Origin of the sequence: Bradyrhizobium sp. dw_411, from assembly GCF_018449695.1 — a bacterium.
Lineage (GTDB): Bacteria > Pseudomonadota > Alphaproteobacteria > Rhizobiales > Xanthobacteraceae > Bradyrhizobium.
In genome coordinates, this window is sequence record NZ_JAAVUY010000003.1 from 53605 (window position 1) to 76801 (window position 23197).

The window sequence follows — 23197 nt, forward strand, 5'->3', positions numbered from 1 at the left end:
CAATCTGCGCTATAGCGGCCCGCGGGCATGGTTTCGGCATGTTTTGAGCTTTTTGTCGTGCTCCCCAGACAAACTGTCGAAGAATCCCCAAGGATCTCCAAGACAAAATACTCAAAAACAACATTAGATTGGCCCACGAAACTCCGATAGATAGCGAGCGTTTCCGGCAGGCTGTTAACATTAGAAAGAGAAGATGTGCTGACAAGTATTGTTGTATCGATTGTCAAAGCCTGCACACGGTTTTCCGCTATTACTGTCCTGATCGCCCTCGTGCTTGCGGTCGGAGCGGGCTTCTATACTGCCCGACACTTTGAAATCAACACCGACATCAACACGCTGATTTCGCCTGATCTGGACTGGCGCAAGCGTGACAATCAGTTCGACAGTGCGTTCGATCGCGACAGGACAATTCTCGCTGTTGTGGAAGGGCCGACGCCGGAACTCACCAACGCCGCAAGCGATGCTCTCGCCAAGAAACTGTCCGGCGATACCAAGCATTTCGAATCGGTCCAGCCGCTGGGATCAGGGGAGTTCTTTGAGAAAAACGGCCTGCTGTTCCTGCCTGCCGCCGAAGTCGGCCAGCTGACCGGTCAATTTTCCTCCGCCGCGCCGCTGATCGAGATCATGGCCGGCGACCCCAGCATCCGGGGATTGACCGGTGCGCTCGAAACCGGCCTCGCCGGCGTCAAGCGCGGCCAGGTCAAGCTGGATAACACCGAGCGGCCGTTCTCGCTGATCGCCCAAACCATCGAGGATGTGCTGAACAAGGGATCCGCCACATTCTCCTGGCGCGAACTCGTCAGCGACAAGCCTTTGACCGATTCCGACCGGCGCGCCTTCATCGAGTTCAAGCCGATCCTCGATTTCAATGCGCTGGAGCCCGGCAAAGACGCAACCGACGCGATCAGGCAGGCCGCCGTCGATCTCAATTTCGCCGGTCAATATGGCTCACGCGTGAGGCTGACCGGACCGGTTCCGATCGCCAATGAAGAATTCGCAACCGTGGCCGACGGCGCGGTCGTCAACGGCGTCGGCACCGTGCTGGTCGTGCTTGTCATCCTCTGGATGGCGCTGCATTCGGTGAAGATCATCTCCGCGGTATTCGTCAACCTCTTCATCGGCCTTTCCATCACCACCGCGGTCGGCCTGATGATGGTGGGTTCGCTGAACCTGTTGTCGATCGCCTTCGCCGTGCTGTTCGTCGGACTGGGCGTGGATTTCGGTATCCAGTTCAGCGTCCGCTACCGCTCCGAGCGTTTCAAGAAAAACGACTTGAAGTTGGCGCTGGAGAAGGCTGCCGAATATTCCGCGATTCCGCTTTCACTGGCGGCGATGGCGACGGCGGCCGGATTCCTTTCGTTCTTGCCGACCGACTACAAAGGTGTGTCGGAACTCGGAAAGATTGCCGGCGTCGGCATGCTGGTGGCTTTTATCTCCAGCATCACCGTGCTGCCGGCGATGCTCAACCTGCTTAACCCGCCCGGGGAAAAAGAGCCCGTTGGCTATGCCTTCATGGCGCCGGTGGATCATTTCCTTGAAAAGCATCGCGTCGCCATCATCGTCGGCACGCTCCTGGTCGCGGTTGCCGGTCTGCCACTGCTTTATTGGCTCAGGTTTGACTTCAACCCGATCAACTTGCGCAATCCGAAGGTCGAATCGATCGCAACCTTTCTCGATCTGCGGAAGGATCCCAACACCGGCGCCAATGCCATCAACGTGATGACGAATTCGGAAGCCGAGGCGAAGAAGATCGAAGCCCGGCTAACGCAGGTCCCGGAGGTTCTCCGGGTGCTGTCGCTGGATAGTTTTGTGCCCGAAGACCAGCCGGAAAAGCTCAAGCTGATCGCCCAGGGCGCCAAAATTCTCAACCCGGCGCTCAATCCGGAATCCGTCGATGCTGCACCGTCCGACGAGGAAAATGTCGAGGCCCTGAAGGGATCAGCGGAAGCCCTGCGCAGGACCGCCGGCGATTTAAAAGGACCGGGGGCTGTGACGTCGCGGCGGCTCGCCGACGATCTGTCGAAGCTCGCGGCTTCCAATCAGGCCACGCGCGACAAGGTCCAGGCCATCTTCGTCACGCCGCTGAAGATCGTTCTCGATCAGCTCAAGAACTCACTGCAGGCACAGCCGGTCAGCCTGAAGACGCTGCCGCCGGATATCGTGAATAGCTGGAAAGCCAAGGATGGCCTGATGCGCGTCGAGGCGCAGCCGCGCGGCGATCCGAACGACAATGACACGCTGCGCAAGTTTGCAGGTGCCGTGCTGGATGCCGAACCGAACGCGATTGGCGGACCGGTATCGATCCTCAAATCCGGTGACACCGTCGTCAAGGCATTCATCCATGCCGGCCTGACGGCGCTGATCGTGATCAGCTTCCTGCTCTGGCTGACCTTGCGGCGCGTCACCGACGTGCTGCTGACGCTGGTCCCGCTATTGGTGGCGGGCGCGGTAACGATGGAGATCTGCGTGCTGATCGGTTTGCCGCTCAACTTCGCCAACATCGTCGCGCTGCCATTGCTGCTTGGCGTCGGCGTCGCCTTCAAGATTTATTATGTCACGGCGTGGCGCGCCGGCAGAACAAACTTGCTGCAGTCGAGCCTGACGCGAGCGATATTTTTCAGCGCGCTGACCACAGCCACGGCGTTCGGCAGCCTGTGGCTATCGAATCATCCGGGAACGGCGAGCATGGGCAAACTGCTCGCGCTCTCGCTGGTGACGACGCTGGCGGCTGTGTTGTTGTTTCAGCCCGCGCTAATGGGCAAACCGCGCGATGTCAGGGAGGAGACAGATATCTCCCACTGAATCAGCGGCCTGCTTTTGGCCCGCTGTCTTTGCGCCCGAAGTGACCGAGCCCGTGGTCTTCGGTGCGGCGGCCTTGGGTAGCGCTCCCGGTGTCGTCCCCTTGGCCATACTGTTGGCCGTGCTGGAGGGAATAGGCCCTGCGACGCGGGTCCAGGTTTCGCCGCCGCAGAGAAAGCCCAGCACGCAGCCTTGGATTTCAAGCTGGTCGGACCCGACGGGCTTGATGGTCGAACTGTAGGATTGGCCGTCCTTGGCGTTATAAACTTGGCCTTCCCATTGATCGGCCCCTGGCTTTTTCTTCATGTCGATCAGGATCGGCATGCCCAGCGTCGGCCTGCTGCGTTTTGAGGCATCGGGATTGTTGGTGTCACGCCCGCCGGGCGTTTTTTCCCAGGCCACGACGCCCCACATGTCTCCGTTGCATTCGGCGACTCGGATGTTGGCGACGCCGTCCGCGACCTTCCAGTCGCCGGTTGGATCCGCCGCCAAAGCGGGCGCAAGACCTGTCGCTAAAAATAATCCTGAATATACTAATCTGGTCGTGATGTTTCGCGGGCAGTGCAACATGGTTCAACCTGTGCTTAAGTAGATGATCCGAACGGGGGGCAAAACGCCGCATTGAGCGTTTTCAGTTGACGAAATGACCTTCAATCGAAGTAAGTAGATAATGCTATATTCAAATCTAGACGTTTCCGAGATGTTTGTGGACCGGCAGTCGCAGCGCAGTTCCATGCATGCACGCCATCTGAACGAGCAGCTGGTCCGGGTTCTAAAGACAATCGGCTATGATGTCGGCTTTCAAAAAGGCCAAGGTCAGTATTTGTTCGATCGGGACGGCGCCAAATATCTCGACCTTTTGAGCGGTTTTGGCGTTTTTGCGATTGGACGGAATCATCCGGCGCTGCGCCAAGCCTTGAAGAGCGTCCTCGATAGCGACCTGCCCAATCTTGTGCAACTCGACGTCTCGACGCTGGCCGGTGTGCTGGCCGAACGCCTGCTTAAATATGTGCCGTATCTGGACAAGGTATTTTTCGCCAATTCAGGCGCAGAATGTGTCGAAGCTGCGATTAAATTTGCCCGTGGCGCGACCGGCCGTCCCGGTATCGTGTACTGCGCACACGCGTTCCACGGTCTGTCCTATGGCGGGCTGTCGCTGACCGATGATCCCAATTTCCGCGCCGGTTTCGAGCCGCTGCTGCCGGGATGCACATCGATCCCGTTCAACGATCTCGCAGCCTTGGAGCAGGCATTGTCGTCGCGCCAGGTTGCCGCTTTTATCGTCGAGCCGATCCAGGGCAAGGGCGTCAATATGCCCAGCGACGAGTTCCTGCCCGGCGCGGCCGCGCTGTGCCGCAAATACGGGACGTTGTTCGTCGCCGATGAAATTCAGACCGGAATCGGGCGCACCGGACGATTCCTGGCGGTTGAGCACTGGAATGTCGAACCCGACATGGTGCTGCTCGCCAAGGCGCTGTCGGGCGGCCACGTTCCGGTTGGCGCGGTGCTCACCCGCAAGAGCGTCTTCGACAAGATCTTCAATCAAATGGATCGTGCCGTCGTTCACGGATCGACCTTCGCCAAGAACGATCTGGCGATGGCCGCCGGCATCGCGACGCTTGAGGTGATCGAGTCCGAAAAGCTGATCGACGCTGCCGCCAAGCGCGGCGCGGAATTGCGGCTGGCGCTGACCCGAATGGTTCCGGGCTATGAACTTCTGAAAGAAGTTCGCGGCAAGGGGCTGATGATCGGCGTCGAGTTTGGTCCGCCGAAGTCGCTACGCTTGAAAGCCTCGTGGAACGTTCTGGAAACCGCGAGCAAGGGTCTGTTCTGCCAGCTCATCACGGTGCCGCTGTTCAAGGATCACAAGATCCTTACGCAAGTCTCCGGCCACGGCAGCCATACCGTCAAGCTGCTGCCGCCGCTGACCATCACCGAAGAAGACAGCAAGTGGATCGAGACGGCGTTCGATTCCGTTATCGCCTCCAGCCACAAAGTGCCCGGCGCGATCTGGTCGCTGGGCAAGACGCTGGTCGATAACGCCGTGCGCAAATCCGCTTAGAGCGGGATGCGCGCGGCCGCTGTTCTCGCGTGCGGTTCTCGACAAGTTGACTTTACGCACGCGCCGCCGCGGGCAGGATCATGCGCATGAACGATGCCCCGGTGGTTCTCATCACCAACGCGTTGCACTATGTCGGCCCGGCTTCGGTGGCGCGGATGTCGCGTAATGGTGCGCGTATCGTGGCGCAGGATGTTGCGTTTTCGGATCCGTCGATCCGCCAATCCTTCATCGCGGATCGCCCTGGTATCATCACCTGCGACGCGATCGGGCCGGGCGAAATAATTGCCGCCGCGCTCGACGCGCATGGCCGGATCGATGCGGTCGTCAGCAATGACGAAGCGCCCGCGATCCGCGCGCCACTTGAAGAGGCGACGACCGAGGACTTCCGCTCCGGGTTGGAGGCGATGATGGTGCGGCCGTTTGAATTGGCCAGGGCCGCGATCAAGCCGATGAAACGTCAGGGCGGCGGACGCATCATTCTGGTGACGTCGGCGGCACCATTGCGCGGCCTGTCGAATTATTCGATGTACGCGGCCGCGCGGGGCGGCGCCAACGCGCTGACGTTGACGCTGGCGCGTGAACTTGCGCCCCACAATATTCTCGTCAATGCGGTGGCGCCGAACTACGTGGAAAATCCGAGTTACTTTCCGCCGGAGCTTCTGGCCAATGCAGAGTCGCGCGCCAAGATCGAGCGCAACATCCCGCTCGGCCGCCTCGGCAAGCCCGACGAAGTCGGCGCGCTGGTCGAGTTCCTCGCGACCGGCGATTGCGGGTTCGTCACCGGCCACGTGATTCCGATTGCGGGCGGTTGGGCATGACGTTGGCGTGAGACGCAGTGCGATCCACGTCGAGATCGCGCAATTTTTCCGGCGTCATTGCGAGAAGCGAAGCGACGAAGCAATCCACTCTTTTCTTTGCGCTGCAAGATGGATTGCTTCGCGGAGCTTGTCATCGGGCGCGCATTCGCGCGACCCGTTGGCTCGCAATGACGGCGCACCAACGGCTATCTGCGATCCTCCAGGATCATCGCCGCGCCCTTTTCGGCGATCATCGCGGTCGGTGTATTGGTATTCCCCGAAGTGATCGTCGGCATGACAGACGCATCGGCAACGCGAAGCCCTGCCAGGCCGCGAAAGCGCAGGCGTTCGTCGACGACGGCCAGGGGATCGCTGGCCGTTCCCATTTTTGCGGTGCCGACGGGATGAAAGATCGTGGTGCCGATATCGCCGGCGGCTTTCGCGAGCGCTGCGTCATCGTCGCCGACGGAGGGTCCAGGCAGGAATTCCTGGGGATGATAGGGTGTCAGCACCGGCTGCTTCATCAGGCGCCGCGTGGTGCGGATGGCGTCGGCGGCGACCTGGCGGTCGTCGTCGGTGGTCAGATAATTCGGCGCAATCGACGGCGCCTGATCCGGCTGCGCCGAGCGGATGCGGACGGTGCCGCGCGAGGTCGGCTGCAGATTGCAAGCGCTTACCGTGACGGCCGGAAAACGATGCAGGGGATCGCCGAATTTATCGAGCGACAGCGGCTGCACATGGAACTGGATGTTGGCGCGCTCACGACGCGGATCCGACCGCGTAAAAATGCCGAGCTGTGACGGCGCCATGGTCAGCGGGCCGCGCCGGCGCAAGGCATAATCGAGGCCCATCAGGCCGCGCCCGATCAGAGAATAATACGTCTCGTTGAGCGTGCGAACGCCATCGACCTTGTAGATCGCGCGCTGCTGCAGATGGTCCTGCAAATTGCGGCCGACGCCCTGGCGGTCGAGCACGCTCGCGATACCCAGCGGCGTCAGCCAATCCGCAGGCCCGATGCCGGAGCGATGCAGCACCTGCGCCGATCCGATCGATCCCGCGCACAGGATCACTTCGCCTTTGGTGCGGGCTTCGATGACTTCGCCGCCGCGGATAAAGCGCACGCCGACGGCACGGCCATTCTCGACGATCAGGCGATCGACCAGCACGTTTTTTTCCAGCCGCAGATTGGCGCGATTGAGTACCGGCTTGAGGAAGCCGCGCGCCGACGACCAGCGCCGTCCGCGTTTCTGGTTGACGTGGAAATAGCCGACGCCTTCATTGTCGCCGGTGTTGAAATCCGGAATTTTACGGATTCCCATCTGTTGAGCGGCATCGCCGATCGCATCGAGAATGGCCCAGGACAGCCGCGGCGCTTCGATCCGCCAGCCGCCGCCGGCGCCGTGATGTTCGCTCTCGCCGAGAAAATGATCTTCCAGCCGACGGAACGCCGGCAGTACGTCATCATAACCCCAGCCGGTCAGGCCAAGCTGGCGCCAGTGATCGTAATCGGCGGCCTGGCCGCGCATCGAGATCATGGCGTTGATGGCCGAGGAGCCGCCGATCACCTTGCCGCGGGGATAGGCCAGCGCGCGGCCGTTGAGGCCGGCTTCGGGCTCCGTCTTGAACATCCAGTCCGAGCGCGGATTGCCGATTGCGAAGAGATAGCCGACCGGGATGTGAAACCAGATCCAGTTGTCGTTGCCGCCGGCTTCCAGGATCAGGACACGGTTTTTGGGATCGGCCGACAGCCGGTTGGCCATGATGCAGCCCGCGGTGCCCGCGCCTACGACGATATAGTCAAAATCACCTTCAAGCCGCTGCATAAGTCATCACCGTGTGCCGCCATAACACTCAAACGAACCCCGGCGCGTGCGAGCCGTGGATCGTTAAGGCCATACCGTCGCTGTCGGCTGCTGTACAGCGCTGCGAAGTGTTGGGTGGCGCGGGGGGACATGCTAGACAGGACCCAATCGTTGTCTGACCCGAGTTTTGCCATGCCCATCGTCAATCGCGTCGCCGATCTGCAACCCGATATTCAGGCCTGGCGCCGGGATATCCATGAACATCCGGAGTTGCTGTACGACGTTCACCGCACTGCGGCATTCGTGGCGGACCGGCTTCGGGAATTTGGCTGTGACGACGTGGTCACGGGCCTCGGCCGCACCGGCGTCGTCGGTGTCATCAAGGGCCGCAAGCCCGGCAAGGGTGATCTCAGGGGGATCGGACTTCGCGCCGATATGGACGCGCTGCCGATTGAGGAGGCGACCAGGCTTCCTTACGCCTCCAAGACACCGGGCAAGATGCATGCATGCGGCCACGACGGACACACTGCGATGTTGCTCGGCGCGGCGCGGTATCTCGCCGAGACCAGGAACTTTGCCGGCGATGCGGTTGTGATCTTTCAACCGGCGGAGGAGGGTGGCGCCGGTGCCGCTGCGATGATCAGGGATGGCCTGATGGACCGTTTCCCGATCGATCAGGTCTACGGCATGCATAATAATCCGGGATTGCCGATCGGGTCGTTTGCGCTCCGGACCGGTCCGCTGATGGCCTCCACGGATGCCGTCGACATCCGGATCGAGGGCCTCGGCGGACATGCGGCGCGCCCGCATCTCTGCATCGATACCGTTCTGGCCGGTGCGCAATTGATCACGGCCCTGCAGTCGATCGTCTCGCGCAACGTCGATCCGCTGGAAGCGGCGGTGGTTTCGATCTGCGAGTTCCACGCCGGCAATGCGCGCAATGTGATCCCGCAAACCGCGGAACTGCACGGCACCGTCCGTACCCTGACGGCGGAGATGCGGAAGCTGGTTGAGAAGCGGGTGCATGAGGTCGTCGCTGGCGTGGCGCAGGCGACGGGCACCAAAATCGATCTGAACTATGAGCGCGGTTATCCCGTGCTGGTCAATCATGCTTCGCAGACCGATTTCGCCATCGAGGTGGCCAAGGAAATCGCCGGGGACGCCAACGTTGGCGAGATGCCGCCGATGATGGGTGCGGAGGATTTCGCCTTTATGCTGGAGCAGCGGCCGGGCGCGTTCATCTTCTGCGGCAATGGCGACAGCGCCGGGCTGCATCACCCCGCCTATAATTTCAACGATGAAGCGATTGTGTTCGGGACGTCGTATTGGGTGAAGCTGGTCGAGAACATGCTGGCGGCGTGATCGCTCTCACCGGCGTGGCGACAGGTACATACGAAAAGGCCCGCGCTGATGGCGCGGGCCTTTGGCTTTAAAGAGTTCGTGAGCGCCGTTTACAGGAAGCGCGAGAACACGAAGTAAAGCGTACCCGAGATGATCATCGCGGCCGGCAGGGTCAGGATCCAGGCCAGCGCGATGTTGCGGATGGTCGACCATTGCAGGCCGGAGCCGCTGGCGGCCATGGTGCCGGCGATGCCGGAGGACAGCACGTGGGTGGTCGAAACCGGCAGACCGTATCCGTCCGCCGCCGCGATGGTCGCGGCCGCGGTGATCTCGGCGCAGGCACCCTGCGCATAGGTCAGATGGGTCTTGCCGATCTTTTCGCCGACCGTCACCACGATCCGCTTCCAGCCGATCATGGTACCCAAGCCAAGCGCGATCGCTACCGCGATCTTGACCCAGCTCGGAATGAACTTGGTCGCACCGTCGAGCGAGCTCTTGTAGCCGTTGAGCGTGGCGACTTCGTCATCCTTGAAATCGCTGGCGTTGTTCTTCATCAGGAAGCGGATCGCCTCGGACGCCAGATACATGTCGTTGCGGGTGTTGCCGACGGAATCGGCCGGGAACTTGGCCAGCGATCCGTACTGCTTCACCTGCTTGCTGATGTCGCTGATCATCGACGCCAGCGCCGGATAGGTGCCGTCGTTGAGCTGACGCTGTGCGACGTAGTCGGTTACGGTGGCCTTCGCATTGGCGGGGACAGCGTGGCCGGCGCCCTTCTTTTCCATGATGCTGCTCGCGGCCGTCGAATTGGTGACGAACTGCGCGATCTGGCTCTCGGGCAGCGCCCGGTTGAGCGCATAGGCGGTCGGAACGGTGCCGATCAGGATCAGCATGATCAGGCCCATGCCCTTCTGACCGTCGTTGGAGCCGTGGAAGAAGCTGACCAGCGTGCAGGTCAGGATCAGGATGCCGCGGATCCACACCGGCGGCGGCTGGTCACCCTTGGGCTCGGCGAACAGCGCCGGGGTTGCCCGCTGCATGACCGTCTTGAGGACGAACAGCAGCAAGGCGGCGAGTGCAAAGCCAAACAGTGGCGACAGCAGCAGCGCCTTGCCGATATTGGCGGCCTGCGACCAGTCGACGCCGGAGGTGCCGTCACGGCCGCGCAGCAACGCGTTGGCGATGCCGACACCCATGATCGATCCGATCAGAGTGTGAGAACTAGAGGCCGGCAAACCGAAGTACCAGGTGCCGACGTTCCACATGATCGCCGAGATCAACAGCGCGAACACCATCGCGAAGCCGGCGCCACTGCCGACCTGCAGGATCAGTTCGACCGGCAACAGCGAGACGACGCCGAAGGCGACCGCACCGGTCGACATCAGAACGCCGAACAGATTGAACATGCCCGACCACACCACGGCGATATTGGCCGGCAGCGAACGGGTGTAGATCACGGTGGCAACCGCATTGGCGGTGTCGTGGAAGCCGTTGACGAACTCGAAGCCGAGCGCAATCAGCAAAGCGACAAAGAGCAAAATGTAGGGTGCGAAGGATGTGATCCGGGTTCCGGTCGCATCAACGTCGTCATATATGCTGTAGGCAACAAACAAGAGCGCGGCCGCGACCACCCCCAAATAAATAATCCCGGTCAGCGGATGCATACCGCCGTCCAGATCCGGCCCCTTACTCCGTGCGGGCTCGATTGATCCGGGTAACGCAATGTCGCTCATCTTAATTCTCCCCTGCTCCAAGGCGTTAATTTTAGTTAGGTTATGTGACAGTACGGTGAAATGACGCGGATCAAGCCCGCGCCTGGGGATGGTGTTCCTCGGGTAAGGTATTGTTTTGAAAGAAAGTTCAGGCTGCGTTGCTCGCACGCAACAAGTTAGCCACAATTTTTAAATCCTCGACGAAGTGCTGGTATTGCTCCGCCCGGGCGTCCGCATCGGGTAGCCGCAACAAATAGGACGGATGCACGGTCACCAAAGCCCTGATTCCGTCTTCGAGATCGATCAGGCGTCCCCGGGTTTTGTTCACGGGGGTAATTTTACCGAGCACGCTCTGTGCGGCTGTCGCGCCCATCGCCACCACGAGCTCCGGTTTGATCGACCTCAGTTCGCGTTCGTACCATTGCCGACATGCCCTGATTTCAGACGTGTTGGGTCTTTGATGCAGCCGGAATTTTCCGCGGGCCAGAAACTTGAAATGCTTCACCGCGCCGGTGACATAGAGCTTCGAGCGGTCGATCCCTGCTTCTTCCAGCGCACGGTCGAGCATTTGCCCGGCGGGCCCGACAAAAGGTTTGCCGGCCAAGTCCTCCTTGTCGCCCGGCTGTTCGCCGACCAGCATCACCCGCGCGTGCTGCGGGCCTTCGCCGAACACAATTTGGGTTGCGTCTTTCCAGAGCGGACAGGCGCGGCAATCGGCGGCCTCCTCGCGCAGCGCCTGGATTGTGTCGGCGGATGCTGAATGTTTTGGTTTCGTGATGGGAGTCTGCCGTTTTTGCGATTTGTGCGGTGCCGTTGCCGCGTTGGCGATCATGGCGCTCGCCGCGCGCTCTGCGCCAGCGATCAGAGGCTTAATCAATGAGGCCTCCGGCAGGTTCCGCCAATATTTCTTCGGCATTTCGGTTTGCATCGCTTTCACCTTCAGCCGTGCCGGGTTGAAGATGCTGGCGTAGTAGCTGCGCCAGGTTTGTTCGAGCCGGTCTTCCGATGGCGCCTCGGCCTTGCTGACGCCGGCCGTGATCGCGACGGCATCGCCGTCCCAATGCGCGCAGGCATCCGGCGTCAGGATCGACCACGCCATGTCGGCGAAACGCTTGGCGAAGAACGGTGCGGCAAGTTCGACGATATGATGCTCCGGCTCGAACCAGGCGATGAAGCGCGAGGTTTCTCTCTGGCCGATTTCGCGGAAGCGAACGAATGCGTGCATCTTGTGCTCGTCGCGGCGTACGGCCTTGGCCATGGCTGCGATACGCGCAACATCGGGATCGGTCGCGACCATCAGCAGGTCGGGATTGCCGCGAAGCCGCCACAGCAAACGATAGAGCAGCGCAAACCGCTCGGGGTCGCGATTGAGAATAGTCGACTGCGCCAGTTCGACGAATTTGGCCGGGACCGTGAAAATGCCGTGTGGGTTTGATGGTGGCGCGATGGCCGATGGTTCGAACAATTCCGGCGAGTTGCCTTGCACGCGCCATGTCACGTCGGATGGTGAGATGTTGTTGAGGATCAACGCACGGGCGGATTGACGCCAGCCGTCGAAATCGGTTTCGCTTTCCAGCGTCGGGTAATGATGGCTCATTTCAAAACCCGAACCCCAATTGTGCCGGTTTCGGCTTGAACCGCTCGATGAGTCCGGCGGCATCCAGCAGATGCGGTGCAGGGCGATGATCGCTGAGCACGATGAACGGCAGCGCCTTGTTGCGGGGAATGTGCAGCCGGGCGAGATCGGCGGATCGCACCGACGTGAAGCGCCTGGTCGCAATGATGCGCTCGACGGCTTTGGTGCCGAAGCCGGGCACACGCAGCAAATCCTCGCGGCTGGCGCGGTTGATATCGATGGGAAAGCGGTCGCGGTGACGCAACGCCCAGGCCAGCTTGGGATCGATATCGAGCGACAGCATGCCTTCGGTCTGTTCGACGATTTCGCCGACATCGAAACCGTAAAATCGCATCAGCCAGTCGGCTTGGTAGAGCCGGTGCTCGCGCACCAGAGGCGGCGCGGCCAGCGGCAGCGAGCGGCTGGCATCGGGGATCGGGCTGAACGCAGAGTAATAGACGCGCTTGAGCCTGTAGGAGCCATAGAGGTTGGCGCTGGTGTTGAGGATGGTCTGGTCGTTGGCAGTATCCGCGCCGATGATCATCTGCGTGCTCTGGCCGGCCGGTGCGAACCGTGGCGCGGTATTGCCCTTCGGCGTGACCTTGCGGCCTTCCTGCGCCTCATCGAGCTTCAGGCGCAGCCGGCCCATGGTGCGGCGGATCGCGCGCACGTTCTTCTCCGGCGCCAGCTTCGCAAGGCTGGTTTCTTCCGGCACTTCGATATTGATGCTGAGGCGGTCGGCATATTTGCCGGCTTCCGCGATCAGCGCGTCGTCGGCTTCCGGAATGGTCTTGAGATGGATGTAGCCGCGGAAGTGATGTTGCTCGCGTAATTTCCGCGCGACGCTCACCACTTGCTCCATGGTGTAATCGGCGCTGCGGATGATGCCGGAGGAGAGAAACAATCCCTCGATATAATTGCGGCGGTAGAAGTCGAGGGTCAGCTTCACCACTTCATCGATCGTGAAGCGTGCGCGTGGCACGTTGCTGGTGGCGCGGTTGACGCAATAAAGGCAGTCGTAATTGCAGGCATTGGTCAAAAGGACCTTCAGCAGCGAGATGCATCGTCCGTCCGGCGCATAGGAATGGCAGATACCCATGCCGGGGTCGGTCGAGCCGATGCCCTTGCCGTCGCGGGAGTCCCGTTTCTCGGTGCCGCTGGAGGCGCAGGACGCGTCATATTTGGCCGCATCCGCCAGGATTTCCAGCTTCCGTTGCACGTCCATGATTGATCCCTTTGATTCCGTTCGTGAATCTCCTGCACACCAATCCCGATTGACTCTGCAGGGTCTGTTAGCTTTATATTAGAACATATCATGAACATTTGAGCCAGCTTCTGGTTCTCTCTCTCTGAACCAGTGGCGATCCAGAATTTAAAGGAACGGGCGCAATGACCGGCGCACGCACGAGCACGCTTGCGACTTTGCGTGGCAGCATCGAACGCATCGAGACGCCTGGCGACGCCTATATGCCGGGCCGGGTGGCGCTTGGGCATGTGGATGCCGATGCGACGCTGCAGGGCGGCCTTGCGCTCGGGGCGGTGCATGAGGTGTTCGCCGAGGGACGCCAGAGCGCCGCGGCGACGGGGTTCATCGCGGGTCTTGCGGGACGGGCGATTGCGCGCCGGCCGCTGGTGTGGGTAAGGCAGGATTTCACCGAGATTGAATCGGGTGCGCTGTCGATGAGCGGATTGGCCGAACTCGGTCTCGATCCCCGTCTGCTCGTGGTCGTGCGCGCGGCCGATGTCGATACCGCGTTGCGGACGGCTGCCGATGCGCTCGCCTGCGATGCGCTGGGTGGTGTCGTGCTGGAAGTCTGGGGCGAAGCGCGCCAGTTCGATCTTGTCGCCAGCCGGAAATTGACACTGGCCGCGCAGGCCTCGGGCGTCACGGGATTATTGCTGCGGGTCGCGGCGCAGCCATCGCCCTCAACGGCGGAAACAAGATGGATCGTGCGCGCGGCGCATTCGCCGCCTGCAACTGGGACCGCGTGGGGCGCGCCGGTGTTTGACGCGCAACTGGTTCGTAATCGTCATGGCCCTGTCGGCCGGTGGATCATGGAATGGAAATGTGATGAGTGCCTTTTCGAGAAACCGGCGGCGTATCCTCAGCCTGTGGCTGCCGCGCCTGCCCACCGATCGCATCAAACGCCAGATCGTGTTCGAGAGCGCCGGGCCGGCTGATAATTGCGATAATTCCCCCTGCATCGTCGTCGCCAGGCAAAACAACGCGCTGCAGATTTCCGCGCTGGATAATGCCGCAGCAGATCTCGGTCTTGAGATCGGCCTGCCGCTCGCCAATGCCCGTGCCATCTGTCCGCACTTGCAAGTCTTCGATGCCGATGAAGTGGCCGATGCGCGGGCGCTGAATATCATTGCCGACTGGTGCGATCGTTTCACGCCCCTGGTGGCACTCGATTCCCCGCATGGCCTGTTTCTCGACATCACCGGCTGCGCCCATCTGTTCGACGGCGAAGCAGCATTGATGCGGATCATCTGCGATGCGCTGACGCGGCAGGGTTTTGCGGTCAGCGCCGGGATCGCAAGTACATCGGTCTGCGCCCGCACGATGACGCGCTATGCCACCGGGCAAATCATCGCGGATGGCGAAGAGACCGAGGCGGTCAGGCCGCTGCCGGTGTTCACGCTCGGCGCCGAGGATGCCATCACCCGCGGTTTGCGCCGCGCCGGGTTGAAAACCATCGGCGATGTCGCTTCGCGCGCGCGCCACGAAATCACGGCCAGGTTCGGCGCTGATTTCACGGTCCTGCTGGAACAGGCGCTGGGGCAGGGCGATGCGCCGATCAGCCCGCGCAAGCCATTGCCGGATTATATCGTCGAGAAGCGGTTTCCCGAACCGGTCGCGACCGAAGGCGTGATCGCATCGACATTATCCCGGCTGGCGCAAACCCTGGTCACGGCGATGGATAGCCAAGGCAAAGGCGCACGGCGGCTGGAGGCGAGCTTCTTCCGTACCGACGGCGCGGTCCGCACCATCATGGTGGACACCGGCCAGCCCGTCACCAAACCGGATGTGATGGATCGTCTGTTTCGCGAACGGCTCGATGCCCTGAACGATCCGCTCGATCCCGGCTTCGGCTTCGATTTGATCCGGCTTGCGGCAAGCCGTACCGAAATCGTCGTGCAGCAGCAGCGCGATCTCGACGCCAATGTGCACGACAATGATGAACTGGCGGCCCTGATCGATCGCATCGCCGCGCGCATCGGCGGGCGGCGCGTGGTCGTGCATCTGCCGCAGCACACCCATATTCCGGAGCGCGCGGTGCTGGCGGCGCCGGCACAGCAACATCTCGCCGTCGCGATGCGGGCCGCATGGCCGGCGCGTGTGGAGGGCGAGCCGCCCTTGCGGCCGTTGCGGTTGTTTGAAAAGCCCGAGCCGATCAAGGTGCCGTTTGCGACGGTTCCTGACGGGCCGCCACATCAGTTCACATGGCGGCGCGCCGAACATGCGGTGGTGCGGGTGGAAGGCCCTGAACGCGTCGCGATGGAATGGTGGAAACAAGACGGCCAGACCCTGACGCGCGATTATTTCCGGATCGAGGATGAAGCGGGGCTGCGCTTCTGGATCTATCGCGACGGGCTTTACGGTGAACTCGTCACCAGGGAGGGTGCGTCCGCTCCTCCCAACTGGTTCGTGCATGGGCTATTCGCATGAACGTTTCCCGCAGCATTTCAACACCGGGCTATGCCGAAATCGGAATCACGACGAATTTTTCGTTCCTGCGCGGCGGCTCGCATCCGCAGGAATACGTGCATCAGGCGAGCGAGCTTGGTCTTCCCGTCATCGGCATTGCCGATCACAACACGCTGGCCGGCGTGGTGCGGGCTTACAGCGAACTCGACAATCCCAAGGTAACCTGCAAGCCGAAACTCCTGATCGGTTCGCGCCTGGTCTTCATGGATGGTACGCCGGATATCCTGGTCTATCCGCGCGACCGCGCCGCTTATGGCCGTCTGTGCCAGTTGCTCACCCACGGCAAGCGAGGCGAAAATACCGCGAAGGGCGAATGTCATCTGAAGCTCGGAGATCTCCTGGCATTTTCAGAAGGGCAGCTTCTGGTTCTGGCGCTGCCGCATCGTTTCGAGGCGGCAAAGGCTCTTAAAATTCTGGATCAACTGCGACGCAGCGGCGCGGATGGCGTCTGGCTCGCGGCTAGTCTGTTGTACCGCGGCGATGACAAGCGGCGTCTGGCGCGGCTCTATGACGTCGCCACCAAGGCGCGCGTGCCGCTACTCGCAACCAACGAGGTGCTGTATCACCATCCCACGCGCCGTCCCCTGCAGGACGTTCTCACCTGCATTCGCGAGAAGGCAAATATCGATACTGTCGGCAAACGCCTTGAAGCCAATGCAGAACGTCACCTCAAGCCGGCGGCTGAGATGGCACGATTGTTTCGCGATCTGCCCGAAGCGATTGCGGAAACCATGCGCTTTGCCGGCCGCATCACGTTTTCACTCGCTCAACTAAGATACCAATATCCGGATGAGCCGGTGCCGCCGGGCAAGACGGCGCAGCAGCATCTGGAAGATTTGACCTGGGCGGGGGTGAATACATATTTTCCAAGCGGTATCGACGATGTGCTCCGGGCCACGTTGCAAAAAGAACTCGCTCTCATCGCGGAACTGAAATACGCGCATTATTTTTTGACGGTGCACGACATCGTCCATTATGCGCGCAGCCAGAATATTCTCTGTCAGGGCAGGGGATCGGCGGCGAACTCAGCCGTGTGTTATGTGCTCGGCATTACGTCCGTCAATCCGGGCGAGGTCGATCTGCTGTTCGAGCGCTTTATTTCCAAGGAGCGGCTGGAGCCGCCCGATATCGACGTCGATTTTGAGCATTCGCGGCGCGAAGAAGTAATGCAATATGTCTATCGGCGCTATGGCCGTCACCGCGCCGCGATCATCGCGACCGTGATCCATTATCGTCCGCGCAGCGCCATCCGCGATGTCGGCAAGGCGCTCGGGCTGACGGAAGACGTGACCGCCTTGCTGGCCGACACGGTATGGGGCAGTTGGGGCGATGGCCTCGACGAGATGAAGGTCCGGCAGGCCGGCCTCGATCCGCAAAATCCCATGATCCATCGTGCGGTGGCGCTGGCGGACGAATTGATCGAATTTCCGCGGCATCTGTCGCCGCATGTCGGCGGTTATGTGCTGACGCAGGACCGGCTCGATACCTATGTGCCGATCGGCAATGCCGCGATGGACGATCGCACCTTTATCGAATGGGACAAGGACGATGTCGATGCCTTGAGCATGATGAAGGTCGACGTGCTGGCGCTGGGCATGCTGACCTGCATCCGCAAATGCTTCGATCTGATCGCGGACCACAAAGGCAAACGTTACGTGCTGTCCGATATCAAATCGGAGGACAACGACGAAGTTTATCAGATGCTGCAGAAGGGCGAGTCGCTCGGCGTGTTCCAGGTCGAGAGCCGCGCCCAGATGAACATGCTGCCGCGGCTGAAGCCAAAGACATTTTACGATCTCGTTATTGAAGTCGCCATTGTGCGGCCCGGGCCGATCCAGGGCGATATGGTGCATCCCTATCTGAAAAGACGCAAGATGCGTCCGGAAGATATCGAATATCCTTATCCCAAGGGTGGCAATAAGGATGAACTGCGCAACGTCCTGCACAAAACTCTCGGCGTGCCGCTGTTTCAGGAACAGGCGATGCGAATCGCCATTGAAGCGGCAGAGTTTACTTCCGAAGAAGCCAACGGGCTGCGCCGAGCGATGGCAACGTTCCGCAATCTTGGGACCATCGGGAAATTCGAAGCCAAGATGGTCGGCAACATGATCCGGCGTGGCTATGATCCCGAATTTGCAAAAAACTGTTTCAACCAGATCAAGGGATTCGGCAGTTACGGTTTTCCGGAAAGCCATGCGGCGAGTTTCGCGCAATTGGTCTACGTCTCATCGTGGCTCAAGCATTTTCATCCCGATGCGTTTTGCTGCGGGTTGCTCAACTCACAGCCGATGGGTTTTTACGCACCGGCGCAGATCGTCGGTGATGCCCGCAAGAACGGCGTCGAGGTGCGCGAGATCGATGTGTCCTACAGTCATGCGCAGAACACGTTGGAGGAACAGGGCGGGAAGTACCACGCCGTGCGGCTCGGCTTTCGCCAGATCGATGGCTTCAAATGGGCCGATCCGGATGAGGAGTTCTTGAGGCAAAAGGCCGGCAAGCCGAAACCGGAAGACTGGGCCGAACGCATCGTTGCCGCGCGGGCGCGGCGTCCCTTCACGTCGCTGGAGGATTTCGCCCGTGACGCGGCGCTGCCCAAGCGCGCGCTGATTTTGCTGGCTGATGCCGATGCGTTTCGCTCGATCGGGCTTGATCGCCGTGCCGCGCTATGGGCGGTGCGGCGGCTGCCCGATGACATCCCGTTGCCGCTGTTTGAAATTGCTGCCGCGCGCGAGCAGCCGGATGAGCATCTGCAGCCGTTACCGCAGATGCCGCTGCCCGAACAGGTGGTGGCCGATTATCAGACGATCCGGCTATCGTTGAAGGGCCACCCGATGGAGTTTCTGCGGCCGATGTTTACCAGCGAAAATGTTGTTGCTTGCAATACGATCTCGCATGCCAATGATAAAAAACGTGTGCGGTGTGCCGGGGTGGTGCTGGTGCGGCAGCGCCCGGGCAGTTCCAACGGCGTCGTCTTCATGACGCTGGAAGACGAAACCGGAATCGCCAATGTCGTGGTGTGGCCGCAGGTAATGGCGGATTTCCGCAAGGAAGTGATGGGCGCGCGGCTTATTCTGATCGAGGGTTATATTCAAAGCAGCCCGGAAGGGGTGACGCATCTGGTGGCGCAGCGCTTGGTCGACCGTTCGCCTGATCTGGTGAATCTGGCCAATGACGCGCTGGTTCGGCGGCATGTGGTGCCGTATGGCGCGGCACTGCGGGACGATCCGCGCGAGCATCTGGAGCCTGTCGCGTCGAAAGCGCGCCATCCGCGCGATGTACGTATCTTACCGCCATCGCGGGATTTTCATTAGAGCGGTTCGTCATTGCGAGCCAACGGGTCGCGCGAATGCGCGCCCGATGACAGGCTCCGCGAAGCAATCCATCGTAAGACAAACTGGATTGCTTCGTCGCTTCGCTCCTCGCAATGACGGCAGGTTGTACTCGCGCATTCTTATGAAGCGTTTATAATTATCTCGATTTTCACGTGAAGCGGAATCCCCATGCAAACACCCCGCGAAATCCTCACCGATCTCTGGACACTGGCGGGCGGCGAACCTTCCGCGCTGGTGGCCGTCACGCTGACCGGCGACGAACCACAACTGCCGTCGTCCTTTCGTGTCGCTGCGGCGGCGCAAGCCAGCATTGCGGCGGCCGGGCTGGCCGCAGCGCAGATCTGGAAATTGCGCAGCGGGCAAAGCCAGGATGTGGCGGTCGACATGCGTCATGCTGTCGTCGAATGCCGCAGTGAACGATATCTGCGGATCGAGGGTACGCCGCCTCCGCCGGCCTGGGATGCCATCGCCGGCGTTTATAAAACCCGCGATCGCCGCTTCGTGCGGCTGCACACCAATTTTCCGCATCATCGCGACGCTGTCTGCAAAGTGTTGAACTGCAAGCCGGAGCGCGACGACGTTCAGGCCGCCTTGATGCAGTGGGACGCCGAGGCGTTCGAGACCGCGGCCTATGCTGCCGGTGGCGTGGTCGCAATGATGCGCTCCCGCGATGAATGGTCCGATCTGCCGCACGCCAAGGCGCTGGCCGCGCTGCCGCTGATCTCGATCGAAAAAATCGGCGGAGCCGCACCAAAACCATGGCCCGTCGGGGATCGCCCGCTCACGGGCCTGCGGGTGCTCGATCTATCGCGCGTGATCGCAGGCCCCGTCGCCGGCCGTACGCTGGCCGCGCACGGCGCGGACGTGCTCTTGATTTCCGGTCCGGAGCTTCCCGCCATTCCGTGGCTCACCATCGACACCGGCCGCGGCAAGCTGACCAGCTTCATCGAACTCAAGAGCGAACAGGGGCGGGATGCTCTGCGTGCACTGTTGGCGCAGGCCGACATTTTCTCGCAGGGCTATCGTCCCCAGGCGCTCGCGCACCTCGGTTTCTCGCCGCAGGATGCGGCGCAGATCAGCCCCGGCATTGTCTATGTGACATTGTCGGCTTACGGCCATGCCGGGCCGTGGGCGGAACGCCGTGGTTTCGATTCACTGGTGCAGACCACAACCGGCTTCAATCACGCCGAGGGACAAGCGGCCGGCGTCGACGGACCGAAGGAATTGCCGGCGCAAATTCTCGATCACGCCACCGGCTATCTGATGGCATTCGGGGCGATGATGGCGCGGGCGCGCCAGTCGCGCGAAGGCGGTAGCTGGCATGTCCGGGTATCGCTGGCGCAAACCGGACAATGGCTCTGGAATCTGGGCCGTGTGACGGACGGATTGAAGACCGAGGATTTGAAGGGCGACGCGGTTCGCCCTTTTCTTGAAACGGCGCCTTCGGGCTTCGGTCCGCTGAATTCTGTCAGCCACTCGGCGAAGCTATCGAAAACGCCGGCGTTCTGGGCGCGCCCGGCGATGCCGCTCGGCAGTCACCCGCCGCAATGGCCCGGTTAAATCTGTATGGTCTGGTACCGCACGCCGCGAATACCCGCGGCGTACGGTTCAACCAAACGGGTCTCAGAAGCCGTACAGCTTCACTGGATTGTCGACCAGAATCTTTTTGCGGATCGCCGCGTCCGGCGCCCATACCGGGAGCTGATTGAACAGGCGGCCGTCGTCGATCTGATAGAGCGGCGTCAATTCGGTCGCCGGTTTTCCCGATGACGAATTCGGATGCGGCCAATCCGAACCCCAGATGATGCGGTCGGAGTTCGCCGCGATCAGCGCCTTGGCGAACGGAGCGGCGTCGGCATAATCAGGTCCATTCTTCGAGACCCGGTAGGCGCCCGAGATCTTGACGTAGGCGTGGCCCGATTTCACCAGCGTCACCAAATCGGCAAAGCCCGGCTGTTCGAGGCCGAGGTCGGCCACCGCGCCGCCGAAATGGTCGAACACGATGGGCATCGGCGCCGAGGCGACGATATCCTTGACGGCTGCGACGACCGGGGCGTCGGCATAGACCTGGATATGCCAACCGCGCGACTTCATGCGCTCGATGGCCTTCTGCAGGCGCGTGCGCCCAACATTGGGATCGGTGACGCCACTGGTGGCGAGATTGATCCGGATGCCGCGGATTCCAGCCTTGCCCAGAGCATCGAGGTCGCTATCGGTCGTTTTGTCGTCGATCACGGCGACGCCGCGCGCGTCGTTGCCGCGCGCCTTCATGCCAAACAAGGTCGCCGAATTATCCGGACCATAGACGCTCGGGGTCACGATCACCACGCGCTGGATGTGCAGCGCCTTGTGGAGCGCCGCCATTTCTTCGGGCGAGGCCGGCTCCGGCGTGTAGGTGCGCCCCGCAAAGAACGGGAATTTGGCGGGGTCGCCATGAATATGGGTGTGGGTGTCGACGGCGCCAGCCGGCACTTCAAAATTGACCGGCGTTGAAGGCTGTGCCGCGGTGGCAAGAACAGTTCGGCTGGACATGGTTACTCCGGCAGCTACCGAGGTGAGCAGAAGATGGCGTCTGTTGAGCATGGGTCGTTCTCCTTTTTTATTTTATTGTCGTTGAGTTTATTGTCGTTGATTGTTATTCGGCCGCCGCCGCTGCATTGGCACGCAGCATGGCTGCGGGGTCACCGGCCGCGCGTGCGGCAAAATAGGTGATCACGGCGCACATTAAGGAGCAGCCCGCGAGGAAATACAGGCCCGCCTCGAACGTGCCGGTGGAGTCCTTGATCCAGCCGACGATGAAAGGTCCGAAATAGCCGCCGAGATTGCCGGTGGCGTTGATCATCGCGATCGCGCCGGCGGCCGCTGTACCGGTGAGGAACAGCGACGGCATCGGCCAGAAGGCGGCACGCGAGCCATAGATGCCGACGGTGGCGCCCGACATTCCGAGCAGCGCCCAATAGGACGCACCGGACCACGCCGCGAAAGCCAGGCCGATGGCGCCGACGGTCGAAGCCGCGATCAGATGCCAGCGGCGTTCTTTATTGCGATCGGACGACCAGCCCCATGCGATCAGGCCGATGGTGCCGATGATGTAGGGGATCGACGACACCAGGCCGGTCATCATGTTGCTCAGGCCGATACCCTTGATGATTTGCGGCATGAAGAAAACGATGCCGTAATTCGCGGTCACGCTCATCAGATAGATAGCGGACAGCGCCAGCACGCGGGGATCGGCCAGCGCCCGCCATAGCGTGAGGCGGCCCGCGGTGTTTTCGACCTCGCGATTTTCGCTATCGATCCGCGCTTGCAGCCAGTTCTTCTCTTCCGTTGAGAGCCAATCGGCGCGCGCGGGTCGGTCCGTCATGATTTTGAGGACGGCAAGCCCAAGCAATATGGCCGGGATCGCTTCGATAATGAAAATCCACTGCCAGCCTTTGACACCGAGCAGGCCATCCATTTCAAGAATGGCGCCCGACGCAATGGAGGCGGCCGCGTTGGCAACGGGCTGGGCGACAAACAGCGTTGAGATCACCCGGCCGCGATATTGGGAGGGAAACCAGTAAGTGAAATAGAGGATCATGCCGGGGAAGAATCCGGCCTCCGCGGCGCCGAGCAGGAAACGGATGATCAGGAAACTGGTGGTTCCCGTCACAAAAGCGGTCAGCCCGGAAATAATACCCCAGGTGATCATGATGCGCGCGATCCAGATACGCGCACCGACCTTTTCAAGCGCCAGATTGCTTGGAATCTCGAACAGGAAATAGCCGAAGAAGAAGATACCGGCGCCCCAGCCATAGATATAGGCGCTAAATCCGAGGTCCTTGTTCATGGTCAGTGCAGCAAAGGAAATATTGCTGCGATCGATGTAGGAAATGCAGTAGGCTAGCGCGACCAATGGCAACAGCCGCCATGACACTTTTGCGATCGTCCGGCGTTCGATCGTTTGCAAATCCTGCGGCGTGGCCATGAATTTCTTCCCGGAATTCTGTGCGGCGCGCTCGGTCCGCACCTGTCGTTGGTTTCTA

General features: G+C 61.2%; 15 protein-coding genes. 8 read left to right on the forward strand and 7 right to left on the reverse strand.

Going from position 1 to position 23197, the window contains the following annotated elements:
• The first annotated feature begins 195 nt into the window (after positions 1 to 195).
• Positions 196 to 2802, forward strand: a complete 2607-nt coding sequence (locus HB676_RS05360) for an MMPL family transporter (RefSeq protein ID WP_213736663.1) — start codon at positions 196 to 198, stop codon at positions 2800 to 2802.
• Here HB676_RS05360 and HB676_RS05365 read toward each other — a convergent pair.
• Positions 2752 to 3369 (reverse strand): DUF2147 domain-containing protein, encoded by a 618-nt coding sequence (locus HB676_RS05365; protein ID WP_213736664.1) that lies wholly within the window; start codon positions 3367 to 3369, stop codon positions 2752 to 2754. The genes HB676_RS05360 and HB676_RS05365 overlap by 51 nt on opposite strands.
• A gap of 100 nt (positions 3370 to 3469) precedes the next feature.
• On the opposite strand from HB676_RS05365, the gene hpnO reads away from it, so the two are divergent.
• Together hpnO and HB676_RS05375 are read left to right on the forward strand one after the other, a co-directional pair.
• Positions 3470 to 4861: an aspartate aminotransferase family protein gene (gene hpnO, locus HB676_RS05370; RefSeq protein ID WP_213736665.1), complete on the forward strand. Its 1392-nt coding sequence runs from the start codon at positions 3470 to 3472 to the stop codon at positions 4859 to 4861.
• 86 nt (positions 4862 to 4947) lie between these two features.
• On the forward strand, positions 4948 to 5679 hold the full coding sequence (locus tag HB676_RS05375) for an SDR family oxidoreductase (RefSeq protein WP_213736666.1): 732 nt from the start codon (positions 4948 to 4950) through the stop codon (positions 5677 to 5679).
• 185 nt (positions 5680 to 5864) lie between these two features.
• Here HB676_RS05375 and HB676_RS05380 read toward each other — a convergent pair whose 3' ends face one another.
• The gene (locus HB676_RS05380) at positions 5865 to 7481 is read right to left on the reverse strand and encodes a GMC family oxidoreductase N-terminal domain-containing protein (protein WP_213736667.1); all 1617 of its coding nucleotides are present in this window, start codon (positions 7479 to 7481) and stop codon (positions 5865 to 5867) included.
• Positions 7482 to 7652: 171 nt separating this feature from the next.
• Here HB676_RS05380 and HB676_RS05385 point away from each other — a divergent pair, with 171 nt between their 5' ends.
• The gene (locus tag HB676_RS05385) at positions 7653 to 8822 is read left to right on the forward strand and encodes a M20 aminoacylase family protein (RefSeq protein WP_213736668.1); all 1170 of its coding nucleotides are present in this window, start codon (positions 7653 to 7655) and stop codon (positions 8820 to 8822) included.
• An 89-nt stretch (positions 8823 to 8911) separates the two neighbouring features.
• Here HB676_RS05385 and HB676_RS05390 read toward each other — a convergent pair whose 3' ends face one another.
• The 3 genes from HB676_RS05390 to HB676_RS05400 all read right to left on the reverse strand — a co-directional run bounded on the left by HB676_RS05390 (position 8912) and on the right by HB676_RS05400 (position 13353).
• A complete protein-coding gene (locus tag HB676_RS05390; protein WP_213736669.1) occupies positions 8912 to 10534 on the reverse strand; it encodes an inorganic phosphate transporter in 1623 nt (540 codons plus the stop codon).
• A 127-nt stretch (positions 10535 to 10661) separates the two neighbouring features.
• The gene (locus tag HB676_RS05395) at positions 10662 to 12110 is read right to left on the reverse strand and encodes a UdgX family uracil-DNA binding protein (RefSeq protein ID WP_213736670.1); all 1449 of its coding nucleotides are present in this window, start codon (positions 12108 to 12110) and stop codon (positions 10662 to 10664) included.
• 1 nt (position 12111) lies between these two features.
• Positions 12112 to 13353 (reverse strand): putative DNA modification/repair radical SAM protein, encoded by a 1242-nt coding sequence (locus tag HB676_RS05400; protein ID WP_213736671.1) that lies wholly within the window; start codon positions 13351 to 13353, stop codon positions 12112 to 12114.
• 164 nt (positions 13354 to 13517) lie between these two features.
• On the opposite strand from HB676_RS05400, the gene HB676_RS05405 reads away from it, so the two are divergent.
• The 4 genes from HB676_RS05405 (at position 13518) to HB676_RS05420 (ending at position 20732) form a co-directional block, all read left to right on the forward strand.
• Positions 13518 to 14309 (forward strand): DNA repair protein, encoded by a 792-nt coding sequence (locus HB676_RS05405; RefSeq protein WP_213736672.1) that lies wholly within the window; start codon positions 13518 to 13520, stop codon positions 14307 to 14309.
• Positions 14200 to 15801 (forward strand): DNA polymerase Y family protein, encoded by a 1602-nt coding sequence (locus HB676_RS05410; protein ID WP_213736673.1) that lies wholly within the window; start codon positions 14200 to 14202, stop codon positions 15799 to 15801. The genes HB676_RS05405 and HB676_RS05410 overlap by 110 nt, the downstream gene beginning before the upstream one ends.
• A gap of 14 nt (positions 15802 to 15815) precedes the next feature.
• Positions 15816 to 19151 carry an error-prone DNA polymerase gene (locus HB676_RS05415; RefSeq protein WP_213737003.1) on the forward strand — a complete coding sequence of 1112 codons (3336 nt, stop codon included), beginning with the start codon at positions 15816 to 15818 and terminating at the stop codon, positions 19149 to 19151.
• A gap of 189 nt (positions 19152 to 19340) precedes the next feature.
• Positions 19341 to 20732: a CoA transferase gene (locus HB676_RS05420; protein ID WP_213736674.1), complete on the forward strand. Its 1392-nt coding sequence runs from the start codon at positions 19341 to 19343 to the stop codon at positions 20730 to 20732.
• 63 nt (positions 20733 to 20795) lie between these two features.
• Here HB676_RS05420 and HB676_RS05425 read toward each other — a convergent pair whose 3' ends face one another.
• The gene (locus HB676_RS05425) at positions 20796 to 21755 is read right to left on the reverse strand and encodes an amidohydrolase family protein (RefSeq protein WP_213736675.1); all 960 of its coding nucleotides are present in this window, start codon (positions 21753 to 21755) and stop codon (positions 20796 to 20798) included.
• 52 nt (positions 21756 to 21807) lie between these two features.
• A complete protein-coding gene (locus tag HB676_RS05430) occupies positions 21808 to 23139 on the reverse strand; it encodes an MFS transporter (RefSeq protein WP_213736676.1) in 1332 nt (443 codons plus the stop codon).
• Between the last annotated feature and the right edge of the window lie 58 nt (positions 23140 to 23197).

What these genes read in the sequence shown, in the direction of transcription:
- HB676_RS05365 (WP_213736664.1), bottom strand. Translation starts at nt 3,369, where the DNA reads ATGTTGCACTGCCCGCGAAACATCACGACCAGATTAGTATATTCAGGA.
- hpnO (WP_213736665.1), top strand. Translation starts at nt 3,470, where the DNA reads ATGCTATATTCAAATCTAGACGTTTCCGAGATGTTTGTGGACCGGCAG.
- HB676_RS05375 (WP_213736666.1), top strand. Translation starts at nt 4,948, where the DNA reads ATGAACGATGCCCCGGTGGTTCTCATCACCAACGCGTTGCACTATGTC.
- HB676_RS05380 (WP_213736667.1), bottom strand. Translation starts at nt 7,481, where the DNA reads ATGCAGCGGCTTGAAGGTGATTTTGACTATATCGTCGTAGGCGCGGGC.
- HB676_RS05385 (WP_213736668.1), top strand. Translation starts at nt 7,653, where the DNA reads ATGCCCATCGTCAATCGCGTCGCCGATCTGCAACCCGATATTCAGGCC.
- HB676_RS05390 (WP_213736669.1), bottom strand. Translation starts at nt 10,534, where the DNA reads ATGAGCGACATTGCGTTACCCGGATCAATCGAGCCCGCACGGAGTAAG.
- HB676_RS05395 (WP_213736670.1), bottom strand. Translation starts at nt 12,110, where the DNA reads ATGAGCCATCATTACCCGACGCTGGAAAGCGAAACCGATTTCGACGGC.
- HB676_RS05400 (WP_213736671.1), bottom strand. Translation starts at nt 13,353, where the DNA reads ATGGACGTGCAACGGAAGCTGGAAATCCTGGCGGATGCGGCCAAATAT.
- HB676_RS05405 (WP_213736672.1), top strand. Translation starts at nt 13,518, where the DNA reads ATGACCGGCGCACGCACGAGCACGCTTGCGACTTTGCGTGGCAGCATC.
- HB676_RS05410 (WP_213736673.1), top strand. Translation starts at nt 14,200, where the DNA reads ATGAGTGCCTTTTCGAGAAACCGGCGGCGTATCCTCAGCCTGTGGCTG.
- HB676_RS05420 (WP_213736674.1), top strand. Translation starts at nt 19,341, where the DNA reads ATGCAAACACCCCGCGAAATCCTCACCGATCTCTGGACACTGGCGGGC.
- HB676_RS05425 (WP_213736675.1), bottom strand. Translation starts at nt 21,755, where the DNA reads ATGCTCAACAGACGCCATCTTCTGCTCACCTCGGTAGCTGCCGGAGTA.
- HB676_RS05430 (WP_213736676.1), bottom strand. Translation starts at nt 23,139, where the DNA reads ATGGCCACGCCGCAGGATTTGCAAACGATCGAACGCCGGACGATCGCA.